The following is a 13,462-nucleotide window of genomic DNA, read 5'->3' on the forward strand; positions in this document are numbered from 1 at the left end:
AATACCCTTAAAAGCCGCAATAAACTATTACGGCGATGATGTATGAAATTACTCTTTGACGGGAAAATAAACTCTTTATTTTTTGACGTCCGGCAACAGAATGCCGCCAGGCGTCAAAATACATCGAGTTTTAAAATTTAAAATTATTGTGCTGCAGCTTTCTTAATGGCCGCGACGGCGGCTTTCAATACTCCTAAACCATCCACCTTGCCATACAGAAGAGAATCGATGACTTCTACCGGTTTATTCGGCAGCAGGCGCTGAATTTCCGGTAACATATACGCAATTTGTGGCCCTAATAATACAACGTCGGCTTCCGGTCCCTTTTCACCCGCGAGAGTTTCAGGATAGGCTTCAATAATGACCGGGACTTCGTATTTTTCCGCCTGCGCCCGCATTTTGGAGACCAGCAGTGACGTGGACATGCCTGCCGAGCAGAACAGATAAATGTGTTTCTTTTCCATGAACGCTTCCTCAATGTGTGAGACCAGGGCCTTCAGTAACCGCTGAGAGCCGGTAAGACTGGTAACATCCGGTTAATTCTGTTTATGGGTTGAGTATACGGCAAGCTGAGCCGTCGTGATAATTCCCTGTTGAACAGAATTGTCTCTCATTGACCTCCGGTTTTGACTACCCTCACATTTTCACCCAAATAATTCGCGCAATTAAATAAGCATCAGGACTCACAAAAAAGCCCGACCAGTGGTCGGGCTTACGTACAACTCAGTCAACAGTAGGGCGCTTACTTAGCGTTGCGCGGATCCGTATCATACTCGGCGCAGGTCTGGTAGCCGGAGTTCATCACGTGCCCCGTTTCGTCGAGGGCCACAAAGTAGGTCTCCACTTTACCATCTCGTTGACCGAGGATATAGGTCTGGCAGGTGCCGCGGGCATGGACCATCGTCACTTCCGTTGAAGGTTTGCCTGCGATCTGCATCACCTGCTGACGCGACATCCCTTTCTTCACATCTTTCACCACCGGCTGGGTAAACTGGTCTTTGGTACGATCGTAAGCGGTACAGCCCGCGAGTAAGGTTAACGCGACGGTGACGCCCAGTATTCCTGCTAAGCTTTTGTTCATTTTGGTTCCTCTCTTCCACTGTGTAACGATAAGCCTGGAATAAATAGTGTTATTTTTCAAGCCGAACAGCGAAATCATGTCTGATTGTGTTATTACGTAAACAGGATTGACGCTCCGCTGCCGACCGGCGCTTTCTCCTGCGCGGTGGCATCTATAATGAAATCCTATGTCATTGATTGCCTTCTTTTCCGGCAGTCAAAACCCCGGTCCTTGTCGTTTCAGCGGCAAAGAGGTAGCTTTAAGCCAACAGGTTGCCAAACAGATTCACTTTCGGAGGGCGCGATGACGCTACAACAAGAGATTATTCAGGCGCTGGGCGCGAAGCCGCAGATTGATGCCGCAGACGAGATCCGTCGCAGCGTCGATTTCCTGAAATCCTATCTGCAGACTTACCCTTTTATTAAATCGCTGGTGCTGGGTATCAGCGGCGGCCAGGACTCGACCCTGACGGGGAAACTGTGCCAGATGGCGATCAATGAACTGCGCGCCGAAACGGGCGACAGCAGCCTGCAGTTTATCGCCGTCCGTTTACCCTACGGCGTGCAGGCGGATGAGCAGGACTGCCAGGATGCCATCGCCTTTATTCAGCCTGACCGGGTGTTGACGGTGAATATCAAAGCCTCGGTACTGGCAAGCGAACAGGCGCTGCGCGAAGCGGGGATCGAACTGAGCGACTTCGTTCGCGGCAACGAAAAAGCCCGTGAGCGCATGAAAGCCCAGTACAGCATCGCCGGGATGACCCAAGGGGTGGTAGTCGGCACCGACCATGCAGCGGAGGCGATTACCGGCTTCTTCACCAAATATGGCGACGGCGGCACCGACATCAACCCGATCTTCCGCCTGAACAAACGTCAGGGCAAACAGCTGCTGGCCCATCTCGGCTGCCCGGAACATCTGTATAAGAAGTTACCGACCGCCGATCTGGAAGACGATCGCCCCTCCCTGCCGGATGAAGTGGCGCTGGGGGTGACCTATGAGAATATCGACGACTATCTGGAAGGCAAAACGCTGGACCCCAGCATCGCCAAAACGATCGAAGGCTGGTATCTGAAAACCGAACACAAGCGTCGGCCACCGATCACCGTCTTTGACGATTTCTGGAAAAAATAGTCCCTCCCCCGCCCCGGCCCGCGCCGGGGTTGTTTTTTGCGCTTTTCGCCGCAAAAACCGCCTGCTATACTGGATAGATAGACAGTATCAGGAGTTATTGTGGCCAGAAAGCAATCTGCCCCGCGTCTGGAGTTTGAGGCGGCGGCGATCTATGAATATCCCGAACACCTTCGCCCGTGGCTGGAGGCGCTGCCGAAGCTGCCGGGCGTCTATCAGTTTCACGGCGATAGCGACACGATGCCGCTCTATATCGGCAAGAGCGTCAACCTCCGCAGCCGGGTGCTCTCCCACCTGCGCACCCCTGAAGAGGCGGCGATGCTGCGTCAGTCCCGGCGTATCACCTGGCAGCGCACCGCTGGCGAGCTGGGAGCGCTGCTGCTGGAGGCGCGGTTGATTAAAGAGCAGCAGCCGCTGTTTAACAAGCGGCTACGGCGTAACAAGCAACTCTGCGCCTGGCTGCTTGCGGACGACCGGCCGCAGATTGTCTATGCCCGCGAGGTTGATTTCTCGCACCAGCAGCATCTCTATGGTCTGTTCGCCAACCGGCGGGCGGCGCTGCAGATGCTGCAGAGCCTTGCTGACGAACAGCGCCTCTGTTACGGCCTGCTCGGTCTGGAGCCGCTCAGCCGCGGCCGCGCCTGCTTTCGATCCGCACTGGGCCGCTGCGCCGGCGCCTGCTGTGGAAAGGAGAGCGTGGAGGCGCACCGTCAGCGTCTGCTGGCGCAGATGAGCAAGCTGCAGCTGGTGTGCTGGCCGTGGGCAGGACCGGTGGCGCTGGAGGAGCGCGGCCCGGATATGACGCAGTATCATGTCATTCATAACTGGCTGTGGCTGGGAGCCGTCGACTCGCTCAATGAGGCCGCTGCGCTGACCCGCCTGCCCGCCGGATTCGACCAGGATGGTTACAAAATCCTCTGTAAGCCTCTGCTCAGCGGCAACTACCCGTTGCATCCGCTTGGCTGAAAGACCAGAAAGAAAAACCGCCGGCCCTGCCCAACGCCTGATGGCATTATTGGGCAAGACCGGCGGTCTTGATTCAGTGCGCTACATTATTCAGCGGGTGCAGGCATTTTACCTGCCGGCGCGTTGCGTTCTGTCAGATGCTTCTCAAAATTGGCATTGAACTGTTTTTTCTGCTCTGGGGTCAGAATGTTGTAGATCTTGTTCTGCGTTTCCAGGCGGGACAGCGCCATCGCTTTGTGCTGCGCTTCCATCTTATCGATCTGCGCTTCCGCTTTCGCCTTGTCGAAGGTATCGCTGGCGATCAGCTCGTGCATCGCGCGACGTTCGTCAAGGGACGGACGCTTCATGTTTTCGCGCTGGCTCTTCATGATGTCGCGGATCTGCTGCTTCTGCGCATCGGTCAGGTTCAGCCCTTTAAACATCATGTCATGCTGACCCGGGCCGCCTTTATGATGCATCATCATCGGCTTGCTGTCGCTCGGCGCGGTGGTGGTATCGGCGGCGTGTGCCAGGTTAGCCGCGCCCAGAGCCAGAGTAGAGGCAACAAACAGTGCAGTGAGTTTCTTCATCATTCAATCCTTACTTTACGTTATTCTTACGGCGCGTTGCCGTGTTGACGAGATTAACTTTACGACGTTAATCGTCAATTAGTCAGAGCAAGAGTAAAACAATGAAAGTGTAAAAAACAGTTTCTCACCAATTATGGAGAAAATAAGGAATTTGACGGAAGAATTGCAATAAAAAATAAATAACCTACTGTTTTGAAGAGCAATTATGGAGAGTATAAAGAAGAGGAGATTAAAAACAAAGCATTTTACCAGGAATAATCTGCAAATTTACACTGGCGCACGAAAAAATAAGAAGATGAATAACGACGCGCGAAATAAAGCAGGCCGCCCGGCGGACGGCTTGCCCTCAGGATAATTTTTCCAGCATCAGGCCAGCGCGCAGCCCCCTGGCCACCGCCGGATTGGGAAACAGAACATACTCCGGCTCTGCCCCCACCACATACCGCGTCTCCCCCTCCTCCGCCAGCAGCGTGCCTGGGGCGAAGGGGGTGAAGTTCAGCGTCTGTTCCGCCATATGCAAGCGGAAATCATCGCTATGGCGGGTGATCTGCTGCACCACCCGGTAGCGCAGCGGCGCCGGGGCGTCGGCAATGGCCAGATCCCCCACCAGCAACCGGGAGATAGCCCCCTCGGCGGCGGCAAACTGCGTTAGATCGTTTTCCCCCAACGGCAGCGCTTTGCCCAGTTCAAGAGTGCAGGCCAGCGCCGCGAACCGTTCGCAGCTGAAATGGGTGAAGGTCCCGCCCGGCTGGCGATGAAACACCAGCGCCTCCAGCCCGGCGCCGCCCAACCAGTGAAGAAAATCCTCCTCCCAGGGCGTATCGCGGGCCGGGAGCACGCCGAAGCGCGGATGCAGCGACCCGCGGATCGCGGTATGCAGATCGAGGTGCCAGCGCGGACCATCATGGTCGCGATAGAAGCGGGCCACCGCCTGCTCCAGCCGCTGCGCCCGCTGCGTCTCCTCGCTGGCCGGGAACTGCCGCCAGCGCTCGCCAAACATCCGGTTCATATCGCTGTGCAGATAGCGTTTATTCGCCCGCAGCGCCGGCGGGTTACCGACGATCACCAGCAGCCGCCAGCGCAGGGGGAGTGCCTCCCGGACCAACCGCTGCACCAGCCGGTCGACAATCTCCACTGGCGCCGTTTCGTTGCCATGGATGGCGCAGGAAAGCACCAGCCCGCGCTCGCAGCGCGCATGCGGCGTCAGCTCGAGGATCCCCTCGCCGAGCCAGTGCCAGCGGAAATGGGCCGTCTCGCCGTGAAAGTGATGGGGCAATCGCCCCGCCAGGGTTAATGCCAGAAAGTGTTCCACCGCGCCCCCTTATTGCTGAAATGGATAAACCGAACCGAGCTGCAGGATCTGGGTCAACCGATCCAGCGCATCGCGCCCTTCCCGCAGCAGCTGTGGGTCGGCGAGGTCGGCCTGGGTGAGGCGGTCGCGATAGTAGCGATCCACCCAGTCATTGAGGGTGGCAAACAGCGTATCGTTCATCAGGACGTGCGGATTGACCGCCTGATACTCCTCGGCCGTCAACACCACCCGCAGGCGCAGGCACGCCGGACCGCCGCCGTTGGCCATACTCTCGCGCAGATCAAACACCTGCAGCGCGGCGATGGGGTTATCTGCGGCCAGCAGCTCATTAAGATAGTTCCACACGCCCGGATGCGCCTGGGCTTCCTGGGGCAGGATCAGCGCCATGCTGCCGTCCGCCCGGCTCAACAGCTGACTGTTGAACAGATAGGTAGCAACCGCCTCTTCCACCGTGACCCGGCTGGCGGGAACCACCAACGGGGTAAAGCCCGGCACCTGCTGCGCAAGCTGCTGCAAAACCGCGTCCTGGTCGGCAAAGGCCTGCTCATGGCAGAACAGGACCTGACGGTTGCTCACCGCGATGACGTCGTTATGAAAAACCCCCTTATCGATCGCCGCCGGATGCTGGCGGGCGAAGATGAGCTGGCGGGGATTGACCTGATTGAGGCGCGCCACCGCCTGGCTTGCCTCAAGGGTTTGCCGCGCCGGATAGCGACGCGGCGCCTCCTCGCTTCCCCGACGGCGGCCATAGACAAATAGCTGGACGCCGGGGGCGCCATATTCGCCGCCGAGACGGTTATGGTTCGCCGCCCCTTCGTCGCCAAACCAGGCAGAGGCAGGCAGCGCCGGGTGGATGGCAAATCGCGTGCGGTCCGGGAATATCGCCTGCAGCAGCGCTCCGGTGGTGGGGGCCTCACTGGCGCGGTGGAATTTATCCTGCAGATTCGCCACCGTCAGATGCACCAGGCCATCCAGCGAATCGGCGGAGGGACAAACCGTCGCGGCGTTCGCCACCCACATCGCCGAGGCCGAACTCACCGCCGACAGCAGATCCGGATCCTGCTGGGCCGCACGGGCCACCACCTGCTCATCGCTGCCGCTAAAGCCCAGCTGACGCAGGAGCGGCACGTTGGGTCGTTCCTGAGGGGGGATCACCGCCTGCGGAAAGCCGGCGTCGGCAAGGGCTTTCATTTTTTTCAGCCCCTGCTTCGCCGCCAGCTGCGGGTTCGACACCCGATAGCGGTGCCGGGTGGAGGCCTCATTGCCAAAGGAGAGCCCTGCGTAGTGATGGGTCAGCCCGGGCAGACCGTCAAAGTTGACTTCGCGGGCGGTCATGACGCCTCCCCGGCCCGGAAGTCGAGCCCCGGATTGAGACTGGCGGGCAGCGTCAGGGTCGGCGATTCGAGACTGGCCATCGGCCAGGCGCAATAATCTGCGGCATACCAGGCCCCGGGGCGATGATTGCCTGAGGCTCCGGTGCCGCCGAACGGCGCGGTACTCGCCGCCCCGGTCAGGGGTTTGTTCCAGTTGACTATCCCGGCTCGTGCCTCAAGCAGCAGCCGATCGAACTTCTCTCGTTCCGGGGAGATTAACCCGCAGGAGAGGCCGAAGCGGGTGGCGTTGGCCAGGGCAATCGCCTCTTCGAAAGTATCGTAGCGCCAGACGCCAAGCAGCGGGCCGAACACCTCTTCATCCTCGACCTGGGCCATGTCGCTCATGTTGACAATCCCCGGCGTCAGCAGCGACGTCCCGGCCTGCAATAACCGCGGCTCCAGCAGGGTGACCGCGCCAGCAGCGACCCGCTGCAGCCAGGCCTGATGCACTTTCTGCGCGGCCTGTTCGGAGATAAGCCCGCCGAGAAACGGCTGCGGCTCAGCGTCCCACGCCGCGGGGATCAGCCGTTGGCTGACCGTCACCAGCCTGGAGAGGAAGGCATCCCCCGCCTCTCCGCGCCGGACCAGCAGACGTCGGGCACAGGTGCAGCGCTGGCCGGCGGTAATAAAGGCGGACTGGATGGTCAGATGCACCGCGGCATCGACGTCCCGTGGGTTGTCAACGATCAGCGGATTATTGCCGCCCATCTCCAGCGCGAGGATCTTTTGCGGCTGCCCGGCCAGCTGGCGATGCAGATGAAAACCGGTGGTCGAGCTGCCGGTAAACAGCAGCCCATCGATGTCCGCCTGGCCGCTGAGCGCCTCGCCGGTTTCCCGACCGCCCTGCAGCAGGTTGAGCACGCCGGCGGGCAGGCCAGCTTGCTCCCACAGCTTCACCACCGCTTCGCCGCTGTGCGGGGTTAATTCGCTGGGTTTAAATACCACGGTATTGCCCGCCAGCAACGCCGGCACGATATGCCCGTTCGGCAGATGGCCGGGAAAGTTATAGGGACCAAAGACCGCCAGCACGCCATGCGGCCGGTGACGCAGCGTCGCGGCGCCATCGGGCAGATCGCTGTGCTGTTCGCCAGTGCGGGTGTGATACGCCTTCACCGAGATCGCCACCTTGTTGATCATCGCCGTCACTTCCCCGGCCGCCTCCCAGCGCGGCTTTCCGGTCTCGGCGCCGATAATCGCCGTCAGCTCCGCCTTGCTGGCCTCCAGCAGGCTGGCAAACTTTTCGACGATGGCCTGGCGGTCGGCAAACGGCAGCCGCGCCCAGGCCGGGAACGCCTGGCGGGCAGCCGCGACCGCCTCGGCAACCTGCCCGGCATCCGCCGCCTCGCCCTGCCAGACAATCTTCAGGTTGACCGGATCCTGTTTGCTGAAGCGCGGCCCATCGCCGGGCCGCCATTCGCCGTTAATCCACAGACTCATGCGGTTTTCTCCTCAGGGATCAAGCGCACCATGCGCACCTGGTCGCCAGCATGACACTTCAGCATATCCAGCTCGCGGGCGCTGAGGGTCAGGGTGTCGCCATCCGGGTCGGCACGCACCAGCAGGGCGCGGAACTGGTGATACTGTTCGTTCGCCACGAGGCACAACGGCCAGTCGCCGGGTGGCGTTTCGCCGGCCTCGGTGGTCACCAGACGGCTTTTGCGGATCGCCCGCACCCGGTCGATATCGCACTCCAGGGTCGGGCCACCGTCGAAAATATCGATGTAGTTCAGGTAGCGGAATCCCTCTTTCTCCAGCACCGTCCGGGCCGGGGCGGTCTGCGGATGGACCTTGCCGATCACCGCCTGCGCCTCGGGGGTGAGGAAATCGATATACAGCGGATGCTTGGGCATCAGGGCGGCAATGAAAGCCTTTTGTCCGGTGCCGCACAGGTAGTCGGCGCGGGAAAACTCCATGGCGAAAAAGCGTTTGCCCAGGCTCTCCCAGAACGGGGAATAGCCGTGCTCGTCAATCACCCCGCGCATCTCGGCGACCACCTTCTCATTGAAGCGCTCGCGAAAAGCGGCCATAAATAAGAAGCGCGATTTCGACAGCAGATAGCCATTGCCCTCTTTGCGCCACTGCGGGTCGAGGAACAGGGTGCACAGCTCACTGCTGCCGGTGTGGTCGTTGCTGAGAAACAGCGTCGGCAGCGCCTGGTAGACGTTAAGCTCCTTCGAGGCATGGACCTGAGTGCCGACCCGGTAGTTGTACCAGGGATCGTTGAGGCCCACCGCCACCTCTATCGCGCAGATGCCCACCACCGTGCCGCTCTCGCTCTCCTCCAGCACAAAGACATAGCCCTGCTCGCTTTTCGGCAGCTCGCCGCGCCAGGTTTGCTGCGAACGGGCAATCCGCGCCGCGAGGGTCGCTTCATCCACCGGCAGCGAGGTCAGCCCGCCGCCGGTCTCCGCTGCCAGCTTCAGCAGCCCGGGCAGATCGCCCGGCTCCACCGGTCGAATAACCATCATGATGAGACTCCCGCCAGGAAACGTGCGCAGGCCCGCTCGACGCGATCCAGACCGCTGTTCACCTCTTCTTCACTGACGTTCAGCGCCGGAGCGAAACGCACCACGTTGGCGCCGGCGATCAAGATCATCACCCCCTCTTCCGCCGCCAGGTTGCTGAGGGCTTTCGCCTTCCCGGCCCAGGCGTCGTTCAGCACGCAGCCGAGCAACAGCCCCAGGCCGCGGATCTCCTTGAACAGGCCATAGCGGGCGTTGATCGCCTGCAGACGTTCGCAAAACCACTGATGGCGCTGTCTGACGCCGGAGAGCACTTCCGGGGTGTTGACGATCGACAGCAGCTCGCCGGCCACCGCCCCCGCCAGCGGGTTGCCGCCGTAGGTGGTGCCGTGGGTGCCGACGGTCATCACGCTGGCGCAGGCCTCTGTGGCCAGCAGCGCGCCGATGGGGAAGCCGCCGCCCAGCGCTTTGGCGGTAGTCAGCACATCGGGCGTCACGCCGTAGTGCATATAGGCGTACAGCTCGCCGGTGCGCCCGACCCCAGTCTGCACTTCATCGAAAATCAGCAGGGCGTTGTGCTGGTCGCAAAGCTGACGCAGGCCGCGTAAAAACTCGACGCTGGCCGGCACCACGCCCCCTTCACCCTGCACCGGCTCGACGATCACCGCGCAGGTTTGGTCATTGATTAAGGCCTTTGCCGACTCGAGATCGTTAAACACCGCATGCTGGATCTGCGGCGGCAGCGGAGCAAAATCCCGGGAGTAGGCCGGCTGACCGCCCGCCGAAACGGTGAACAGCGTCCGCCCGTGGAAAGCGTTCTGAAAGGCGACGATGCCGCTTTTCTCGCTGCCAAAGCGATCGTGGGCATATTTACGCGCCAGCTTGAGCGCCGCCTCATTAGCCTCGGCCCCGGAGTTACAGAAGAAGACCCGATCGGCGAAAGTGGCATCAATAAGCATTTTGGCCAGCCGCAGGATCGGCTCATTCGTATACCCGTTGCCGGTATGCCAGAACTTGCCCGCCTGCTCGGTGAGGGCCTGCACCAGACGCGGATGCGCATGCCCCAGCGCGTTCACGGCGATACCGCCGGCAAAATCGATATACTCTTTGCCCTGCTGATCCCACAGCCGCGACCCGGCGCCCCGCACCGGAATAAACGCCGCTGGCGCGTAGACCGGCATCATCCATTCATCAAAGTGGTTACGCGTAATTGACTGAGACATATCGACCTCTTCCGGTAAATTAAAAGTAGCAATAATGTTAATAAATATGAGTTATTACGCTGTAAATGTAGATTGCACGGTTCGTGCCAGCCAGCGATAAAAATGCATAAACCGGATGAGATAACGCAATATCAACGAGTTACAACCTAACGCTATTCATATAAAATGCATATTTAGTGAATAACTATCCGATAAAGGGGGATGAACAGTGATTAAAGAAGATAAGTTATGCAACGGTAAGATATAATTCTGTAATTGTGATCTTCTGCGAAATTTATCGTAGATATTTGCCCTTTTTTGGCGCGGCGTGCCCGCAAAAGGGGCACCCACGGCACGATCATGCGCAGCGATTGGCAGAATGACGCATCGGATGGCAGCCAGCCTGGCGAATTTCTGCTACCATCCCTGCACTATTCACCTTGCACAGTGGCAGCGACTATGAAATTCGTCTCTTTTAATATCAACGGCCTGCGCGCCCGCCCACACCAACTGGCCGCCATCGTCGAAAAACACCAGCCGGACGTGATTGGCCTGCAGGAAACCAAAGTTCACGACGACATGTTCCCTCTCGAAGAGGTCGCCAGACTCGGCTATAACGTCTTTTATCACGGCCAGAAAGGCCATTATGGCGTCGCGCTGCTGACCAAAGAGACGCCGATTGCCGTCCGCCGCGGTTTCCCTAACGATGGCGAAGAGGCTCAGCGCCGCATCATCATGGCGGAGATCCCGTCGCCCTTCGGTAACGTCACGGTGATTAACGGTTATTTCCCGCAGGGTGAAAGCCGCGATCATGAGACCAAATTCCCGGCCAAAGCGGCGTTCTATCAGAATCTGCAGAACTACCTGGAGAGCGAGCTCAATAAAGAGAATCCGGTACTGATCATGGGCGATATGAACATCAGCCCTACCGATCTCGACATCGGTATCGGTGAAGAGAACCGCAAACGCTGGCTGCGCACCGGCAAATGTTCCTTCCTGCCGGAAGAACGGGAATGGATGGATCGCCTGCTGGGCTGGGGCCTGGTAGATACCTGGCGTCAGGCTAACCCTGACAATCATGAGCACTTCTCGTGGTTTGATTACCGCTCCAAAGGCTTTGACGATAACCGTGGGCTGCGCATCGACCTGCTGCTGGCCAGTCAGCCTCTGGCCCAGCGCTGCGTGGAGACCGGGATCGATTATGAGATCCGCGGGATGGAAAAACCATCCGACCACGCGCCGGTGTGGGCCACCTTCCGGCCGTAAGTCACGTCCTTCTCTCGCCTCCCGCCGCGCGGGGGGCAGAATTTCCTGAGCAAAATCAACAAAGCGACGGTAAACCATTGTGACCGTCGTCGGAACAGGATACTGTCGCGCGCACTTTTTGACGTCCACCGCGTCCAGGCTGTACAGGAGACCCCTTCATGAAAAAGAAGCCATCATCCGGCCATTGGTAAAGGGCTGGTACTTCTCGCGCTGGCGGCCACGCTGGCCGTTATCAGCCACCGCGTTGGTCTTCACGATCTGCTGACTCACCTGCATCTGCTGCAGGAGACCCTCCGCCATCATGGCGCCTGGGGCTATCTGGTCTATGTTGCGCTATTTATCATTGCCACCCTGTGCCTGATCCCCGGCAGCCTGCTGGTGATCGCCGGCGGGGTGCTTTTCGGCCCGCTGACCGGCTCTCTGCTCTCGTTTGCCGCCGCCACCGTCGCCTCTTCGTTGTCGTTTTTGATCGCCCGCTGGCTGGGGCGCGATCTGCTGCAGCGCTATGTAGGCCATACCGCCGTCTTCCAGGCCATTGAGCGCGGTATCGCCCGCAGCGGCAGCGATTTCCTGATCCTCACCCGCCTGGTGCCACTCTTTCCCTACAACATTCAGAATTACGCCTACGGCCTGACGGCGATCCCCTTCTGGCCTTTTACTCTGATCTCCGCCGTGACCACCCTGCCGGGCCTGGTCATCTATTCGGTGATGGCCAGCGAACTGGCCCGCGAAGGAGCGACCCTCGCTTTCGCGCTCAAGTTGAGCCTCGCCGGCGGGCTGCTGTTTGCCCTGGTGCAGATGGGCAAACGGTTTGCCCGCGCCCGCCGTGTGGCAACGCCCGGCGAGGAGGTGCGCCATGACCCGACCTGATCGCCGTCACCTGCGCCGCGCCAGGCTGGCCCTTGCCGTGGTGGCTGTCGCCGGGCTGACCGCCTGGCTGTGGTTCCCCGACGGGCGAGCCTTTCTGCAACACAGCCTGACGGCGTTAGCGTCGCTGGATCCCCAGTATGTCAAAAACTTTATCGCCGCCTGGGGGACGCAGGCGGCGCTGGTCTCTTTTGCGCTAATGATCCTCCAGGCGATCGTCGCCCCGCTGCCGGCCTTCCTGATCACCCTGGCGAACGCCGCGCTGTTCGGCGCCTTCTGGGGAGGCATGCTGTCGTGGTTCAGCGCCATGGTCGGGGCCGGGCTCTGCTTTTGCATCGCCAGAGCGCTGGGGCGCGAGATGGTGGAGAAGCTCACCGGCCGCACGGTGCTGCGCAGCGTCGACGGCTATTTCGCCCGCTATGGCGCGCAGACGATCCTGATCTGCCGCCTGCTGCCGTTTGTCCCTTTTGATCCGGTCAGCTATGCCGCCGGACTGACCTCGCTGCGCTTCTGGCCCTTTATGCTGGCCACCGGCGTGGGCCAGCTGCCGGCGACCATCGTCTATTCCTGGGCCGGGAGCCTGCTGACCGGAGGCGCCTTCTGGCTGGCCACCGGCCTTTCGCTGCTTTTGGCCCTGGCGGTGGTCATCTCCATCGCCAAAAATATTTACCGTGAACGTCATAAGAGATCGTCGCCATGAGCTTACCCCCGCTGGATACTGTCCCCCTGATCCTTCGTCCGCAGGCCTGGCTGCACCGCCGGCATTACGGCCAGGTGCTGAGCCCCATTCGCTGGTGGGGACGGATCCCGTGGCTGTTTTACCTGGTTTCGCTGTTCGTGGGCTATATTGAACGCCGCCGCTCGCCGTTGGATCCAGTGCTGCGCTCGCTGGTCAGCGCCCGCATCGCCCAGCTGTGCCACTGCGAATTCTGCATCGATATCACCAGCATGACCCTCGCGGCGCGGAGCGGGAGCCAGGACAAGCTGCTGGCGGTCGCCGACTGGCGCAGCAGTAAGCTGTTCAGCGAAAAAGAGCGTCTGGCGCTGGCCTATGCCGAAGCCGTCACCCAGACGCCGCCGGAGGTGGATGATGCCCTGCGTAGCGCGATGGCCGCGCATTTTGACGCCCGGGCGCTCACCGAGCTGACCGCCCTGATTGGCCTGCAAAATTTATCGGCGCGGTTCAATGCCGCGATGGCGATCCCTGCCCAGGGGCTGTGCAAGATACCTGGTTCTTCCCCGCACCATAAGGAGTAA

16 protein-coding genes are annotated in these 13,462 nt (G+C 60.2%); 6 read left to right on the forward strand and 10 right to left on the reverse strand.

What is annotated here, in order from left to right:
* Positions 1 to 7: 7 nt before the first annotated feature.
* From ACQUTP_RS22260 to osmE, 3 genes are all read right to left on the reverse strand, one after another.
* Positions 8 to 124: a hypothetical protein gene (locus ACQUTP_RS22260; RefSeq protein ID WP_032425961.1), complete on the reverse strand. Its 117-nt coding sequence runs from the start codon at positions 122 to 124 to the stop codon at positions 8 to 10.
* Positions 125 to 143: 19 nt separating this feature from the next.
* On the reverse strand, positions 144 to 464 hold the full coding sequence (gene chbB / locus ACQUTP_RS22265; protein ID WP_002901547.1) for a PTS N,N'-diacetylchitobiose transporter subunit IIB: 321 nt from the start codon (positions 462 to 464) through the stop codon (positions 144 to 146).
* A 278-nt stretch (positions 465 to 742) separates the two neighbouring features.
* Positions 743 to 1,081, reverse strand: coding sequence for an osmotically-inducible lipoprotein OsmE (gene osmE, locus ACQUTP_RS22270; protein WP_004203822.1), 339 nt, complete (start codon positions 1,079 to 1,081; stop codon positions 743 to 745).
* A gap of 282 nt (positions 1,082 to 1,363) precedes the next feature.
* Between osmE and nadE the strand changes: the two genes are divergently transcribed.
* Both nadE and cho read left to right on the forward strand, forming a co-directional pair.
* The gene (gene nadE, locus ACQUTP_RS22275; protein WP_004203821.1) at positions 1,364 to 2,191 is read left to right on the forward strand and encodes an ammonia-dependent NAD(+) synthetase; all 828 of its coding nucleotides are present in this window, start codon (positions 1,364 to 1,366) and stop codon (positions 2,189 to 2,191) included.
* A 99-nt stretch (positions 2,192 to 2,290) separates the two neighbouring features.
* Positions 2,291 to 3,154 carry an excinuclease Cho gene (cho, locus tag ACQUTP_RS22280; RefSeq protein ID WP_043521266.1) on the forward strand — a complete coding sequence of 288 codons (864 nt, stop codon included), beginning with the start codon at positions 2,291 to 2,293 and terminating at the stop codon, positions 3,152 to 3,154.
* An 86-nt stretch (positions 3,155 to 3,240) separates the two neighbouring features.
* On the opposite strand, the gene spy is transcribed toward cho, so the two are convergent.
* From spy to astC, 6 genes are all read right to left on the reverse strand, one after another.
* Complete coding sequence (gene spy, locus ACQUTP_RS22285; RefSeq protein WP_072096650.1) at positions 3,241 to 3,726, reverse strand: ATP-independent periplasmic protein-refolding chaperone Spy; 486 nt, start codon at positions 3,724 to 3,726, stop codon at positions 3,241 to 3,243.
* Positions 3,727 to 4,069: 343 nt separating this feature from the next.
* Positions 4,070 to 5,035, reverse strand: coding sequence for a succinylglutamate desuccinylase (astE, locus tag ACQUTP_RS22290; protein WP_004203816.1), 966 nt, complete (start codon positions 5,033 to 5,035; stop codon positions 4,070 to 4,072).
* Between the two features lie 9 nt (positions 5,036 to 5,044).
* Positions 5,045 to 6,370 carry an N-succinylarginine dihydrolase gene (gene astB / locus ACQUTP_RS22295; RefSeq protein ID WP_064177936.1) on the reverse strand — a complete coding sequence of 442 codons (1,326 nt, stop codon included), beginning with the start codon at positions 6,368 to 6,370 and terminating at the stop codon, positions 5,045 to 5,047.
* Positions 6,367 to 7,845, reverse strand: a complete 1,479-nt coding sequence (astD, locus tag ACQUTP_RS22300) for a succinylglutamate-semialdehyde dehydrogenase (protein WP_285755352.1) — start codon at positions 7,843 to 7,845, stop codon at positions 6,367 to 6,369. The genes astB and astD overlap by 4 nt, the downstream gene beginning before the upstream one ends.
* On the reverse strand, positions 7,842 to 8,876 hold the full coding sequence (astA, locus tag ACQUTP_RS22305; protein WP_032437637.1) for an arginine N-succinyltransferase: 1,035 nt from the start codon (positions 8,874 to 8,876) through the stop codon (positions 7,842 to 7,844). The genes astD and astA overlap by 4 nt, the downstream gene beginning before the upstream one ends.
* A complete protein-coding gene (astC, locus tag ACQUTP_RS22310; RefSeq protein ID WP_004203812.1) occupies positions 8,873 to 10,093 on the reverse strand; it encodes a succinylornithine/acetylornithine transaminase in 1,221 nt (406 codons plus the stop codon). Before astC ends, astA begins: the two co-directional genes overlap by 4 nt.
* 438 nt (positions 10,094 to 10,531) lie before the next feature.
* Here astC and xthA point away from each other — a divergent pair, with 438 nt between their 5' ends.
* Positions 10,532 to 11,338: an exodeoxyribonuclease III gene (gene xthA / locus ACQUTP_RS22315; protein WP_004203811.1), complete on the forward strand. Its 807-nt coding sequence runs from the start codon at positions 10,532 to 10,534 to the stop codon at positions 11,336 to 11,338.
* A 156-nt stretch (positions 11,339 to 11,494) separates the two neighbouring features.
* Here the strand turns inward: xthA and ACQUTP_RS22320 are convergent, their stop codons facing one another.
* Complete coding sequence (locus ACQUTP_RS22320) at positions 11,495 to 11,638, reverse strand: hypothetical protein (protein ID WP_017898588.1); 144 nt, start codon at positions 11,636 to 11,638, stop codon at positions 11,495 to 11,497.
* Here ACQUTP_RS22320 and ACQUTP_RS22325 point away from each other — a divergent pair.
* From ACQUTP_RS22325 to ACQUTP_RS22335, 3 genes are read left to right on the forward strand one after another with little or no spacing between them, the layout of a single operon-like run.
* Positions 11,570 to 12,208, forward strand: coding sequence for a TVP38/TMEM64 family protein (locus ACQUTP_RS22325; protein WP_224052166.1), 639 nt, complete (start codon positions 11,570 to 11,572; stop codon positions 12,206 to 12,208). The two genes, ACQUTP_RS22320 and ACQUTP_RS22325, sit on opposite strands and share 69 nt — an antisense overlap.
* A complete protein-coding gene (locus tag ACQUTP_RS22330; RefSeq protein ID WP_017898589.1) occupies positions 12,195 to 12,905 on the forward strand; it encodes a TVP38/TMEM64 family protein in 711 nt (236 codons plus the stop codon). The genes ACQUTP_RS22325 and ACQUTP_RS22330 overlap by 14 nt, the downstream gene beginning before the upstream one ends.
* On the forward strand, positions 12,902 to 13,462 hold the full coding sequence (locus tag ACQUTP_RS22335; RefSeq protein ID WP_032455855.1) for a carboxymuconolactone decarboxylase family protein: 561 nt from the start codon (positions 12,902 to 12,904) through the stop codon (positions 13,460 to 13,462). The genes ACQUTP_RS22330 and ACQUTP_RS22335 overlap by 4 nt, the downstream gene beginning before the upstream one ends.

The sequence above is a fragment of the Klebsiella sp. 2-CIP_Kleb. genome (assembly GCF_050378715.1).
Taxonomy (GTDB): domain Bacteria; phylum Pseudomonadota; class Gammaproteobacteria; order Enterobacterales; family Enterobacteriaceae; genus Klebsiella; species Klebsiella quasipneumoniae.

Bases quoted from the DNA above. Each gene is read 5' to 3' on its own strand.
- ACQUTP_RS22260 (WP_032425961.1), bottom strand. From the start codon at position 124: ATGTATTTTGACGCCTGGCGGCATTCTGTTGCCGGACGTCAAAAAATA.
- chbB (WP_002901547.1), bottom strand. From the start codon at position 464: ATGGAAAAGAAACACATTTATCTGTTCTGCTCGGCAGGCATGTCCACG.
- osmE (WP_004203822.1), bottom strand. From the start codon at position 1,081: ATGAACAAAAGCTTAGCAGGAATACTGGGCGTCACCGTCGCGTTAACC.
- nadE (WP_004203821.1), top strand. From the start codon at position 1,364: ATGACGCTACAACAAGAGATTATTCAGGCGCTGGGCGCGAAGCCGCAG.
- spy (WP_072096650.1), bottom strand. From the start codon at position 3,726: ATGATGAAGAAACTCACTGCACTGTTTGTTGCCTCTACTCTGGCTCTG.
- astB (WP_064177936.1), bottom strand. From the start codon at position 6,370: ATGACCGCCCGCGAAGTCAACTTTGACGGTCTGCCCGGGCTGACCCAT.
- astD (WP_285755352.1), bottom strand. From the start codon at position 7,845: ATGAGTCTGTGGATTAACGGCGAATGGCGGCCCGGCGATGGGCCGCGC.
- astA (WP_032437637.1), bottom strand. From the start codon at position 8,876: ATGATGGTTATTCGACCGGTGGAGCCGGGCGATCTGCCCGGGCTGCTG.
- astC (WP_004203812.1), bottom strand. From the start codon at position 10,093: ATGTCTCAGTCAATTACGCGTAACCACTTTGATGAATGGATGATGCCG.
- xthA (WP_004203811.1), top strand. From the start codon at position 10,532: ATGAAATTCGTCTCTTTTAATATCAACGGCCTGCGCGCCCGCCCACAC.
- ACQUTP_RS22320 (WP_017898588.1), bottom strand. From the start codon at position 11,638: ATGGCGGAGGGTCTCCTGCAGCAGATGCAGGTGAGTCAGCAGATCGTG.
- ACQUTP_RS22330 (WP_017898589.1), top strand. From the start codon at position 12,195: ATGACCCGACCTGATCGCCGTCACCTGCGCCGCGCCAGGCTGGCCCTT.
- ACQUTP_RS22335 (WP_032455855.1), top strand. From the start codon at position 12,902: ATGAGCTTACCCCCGCTGGATACTGTCCCCCTGATCCTTCGTCCGCAG.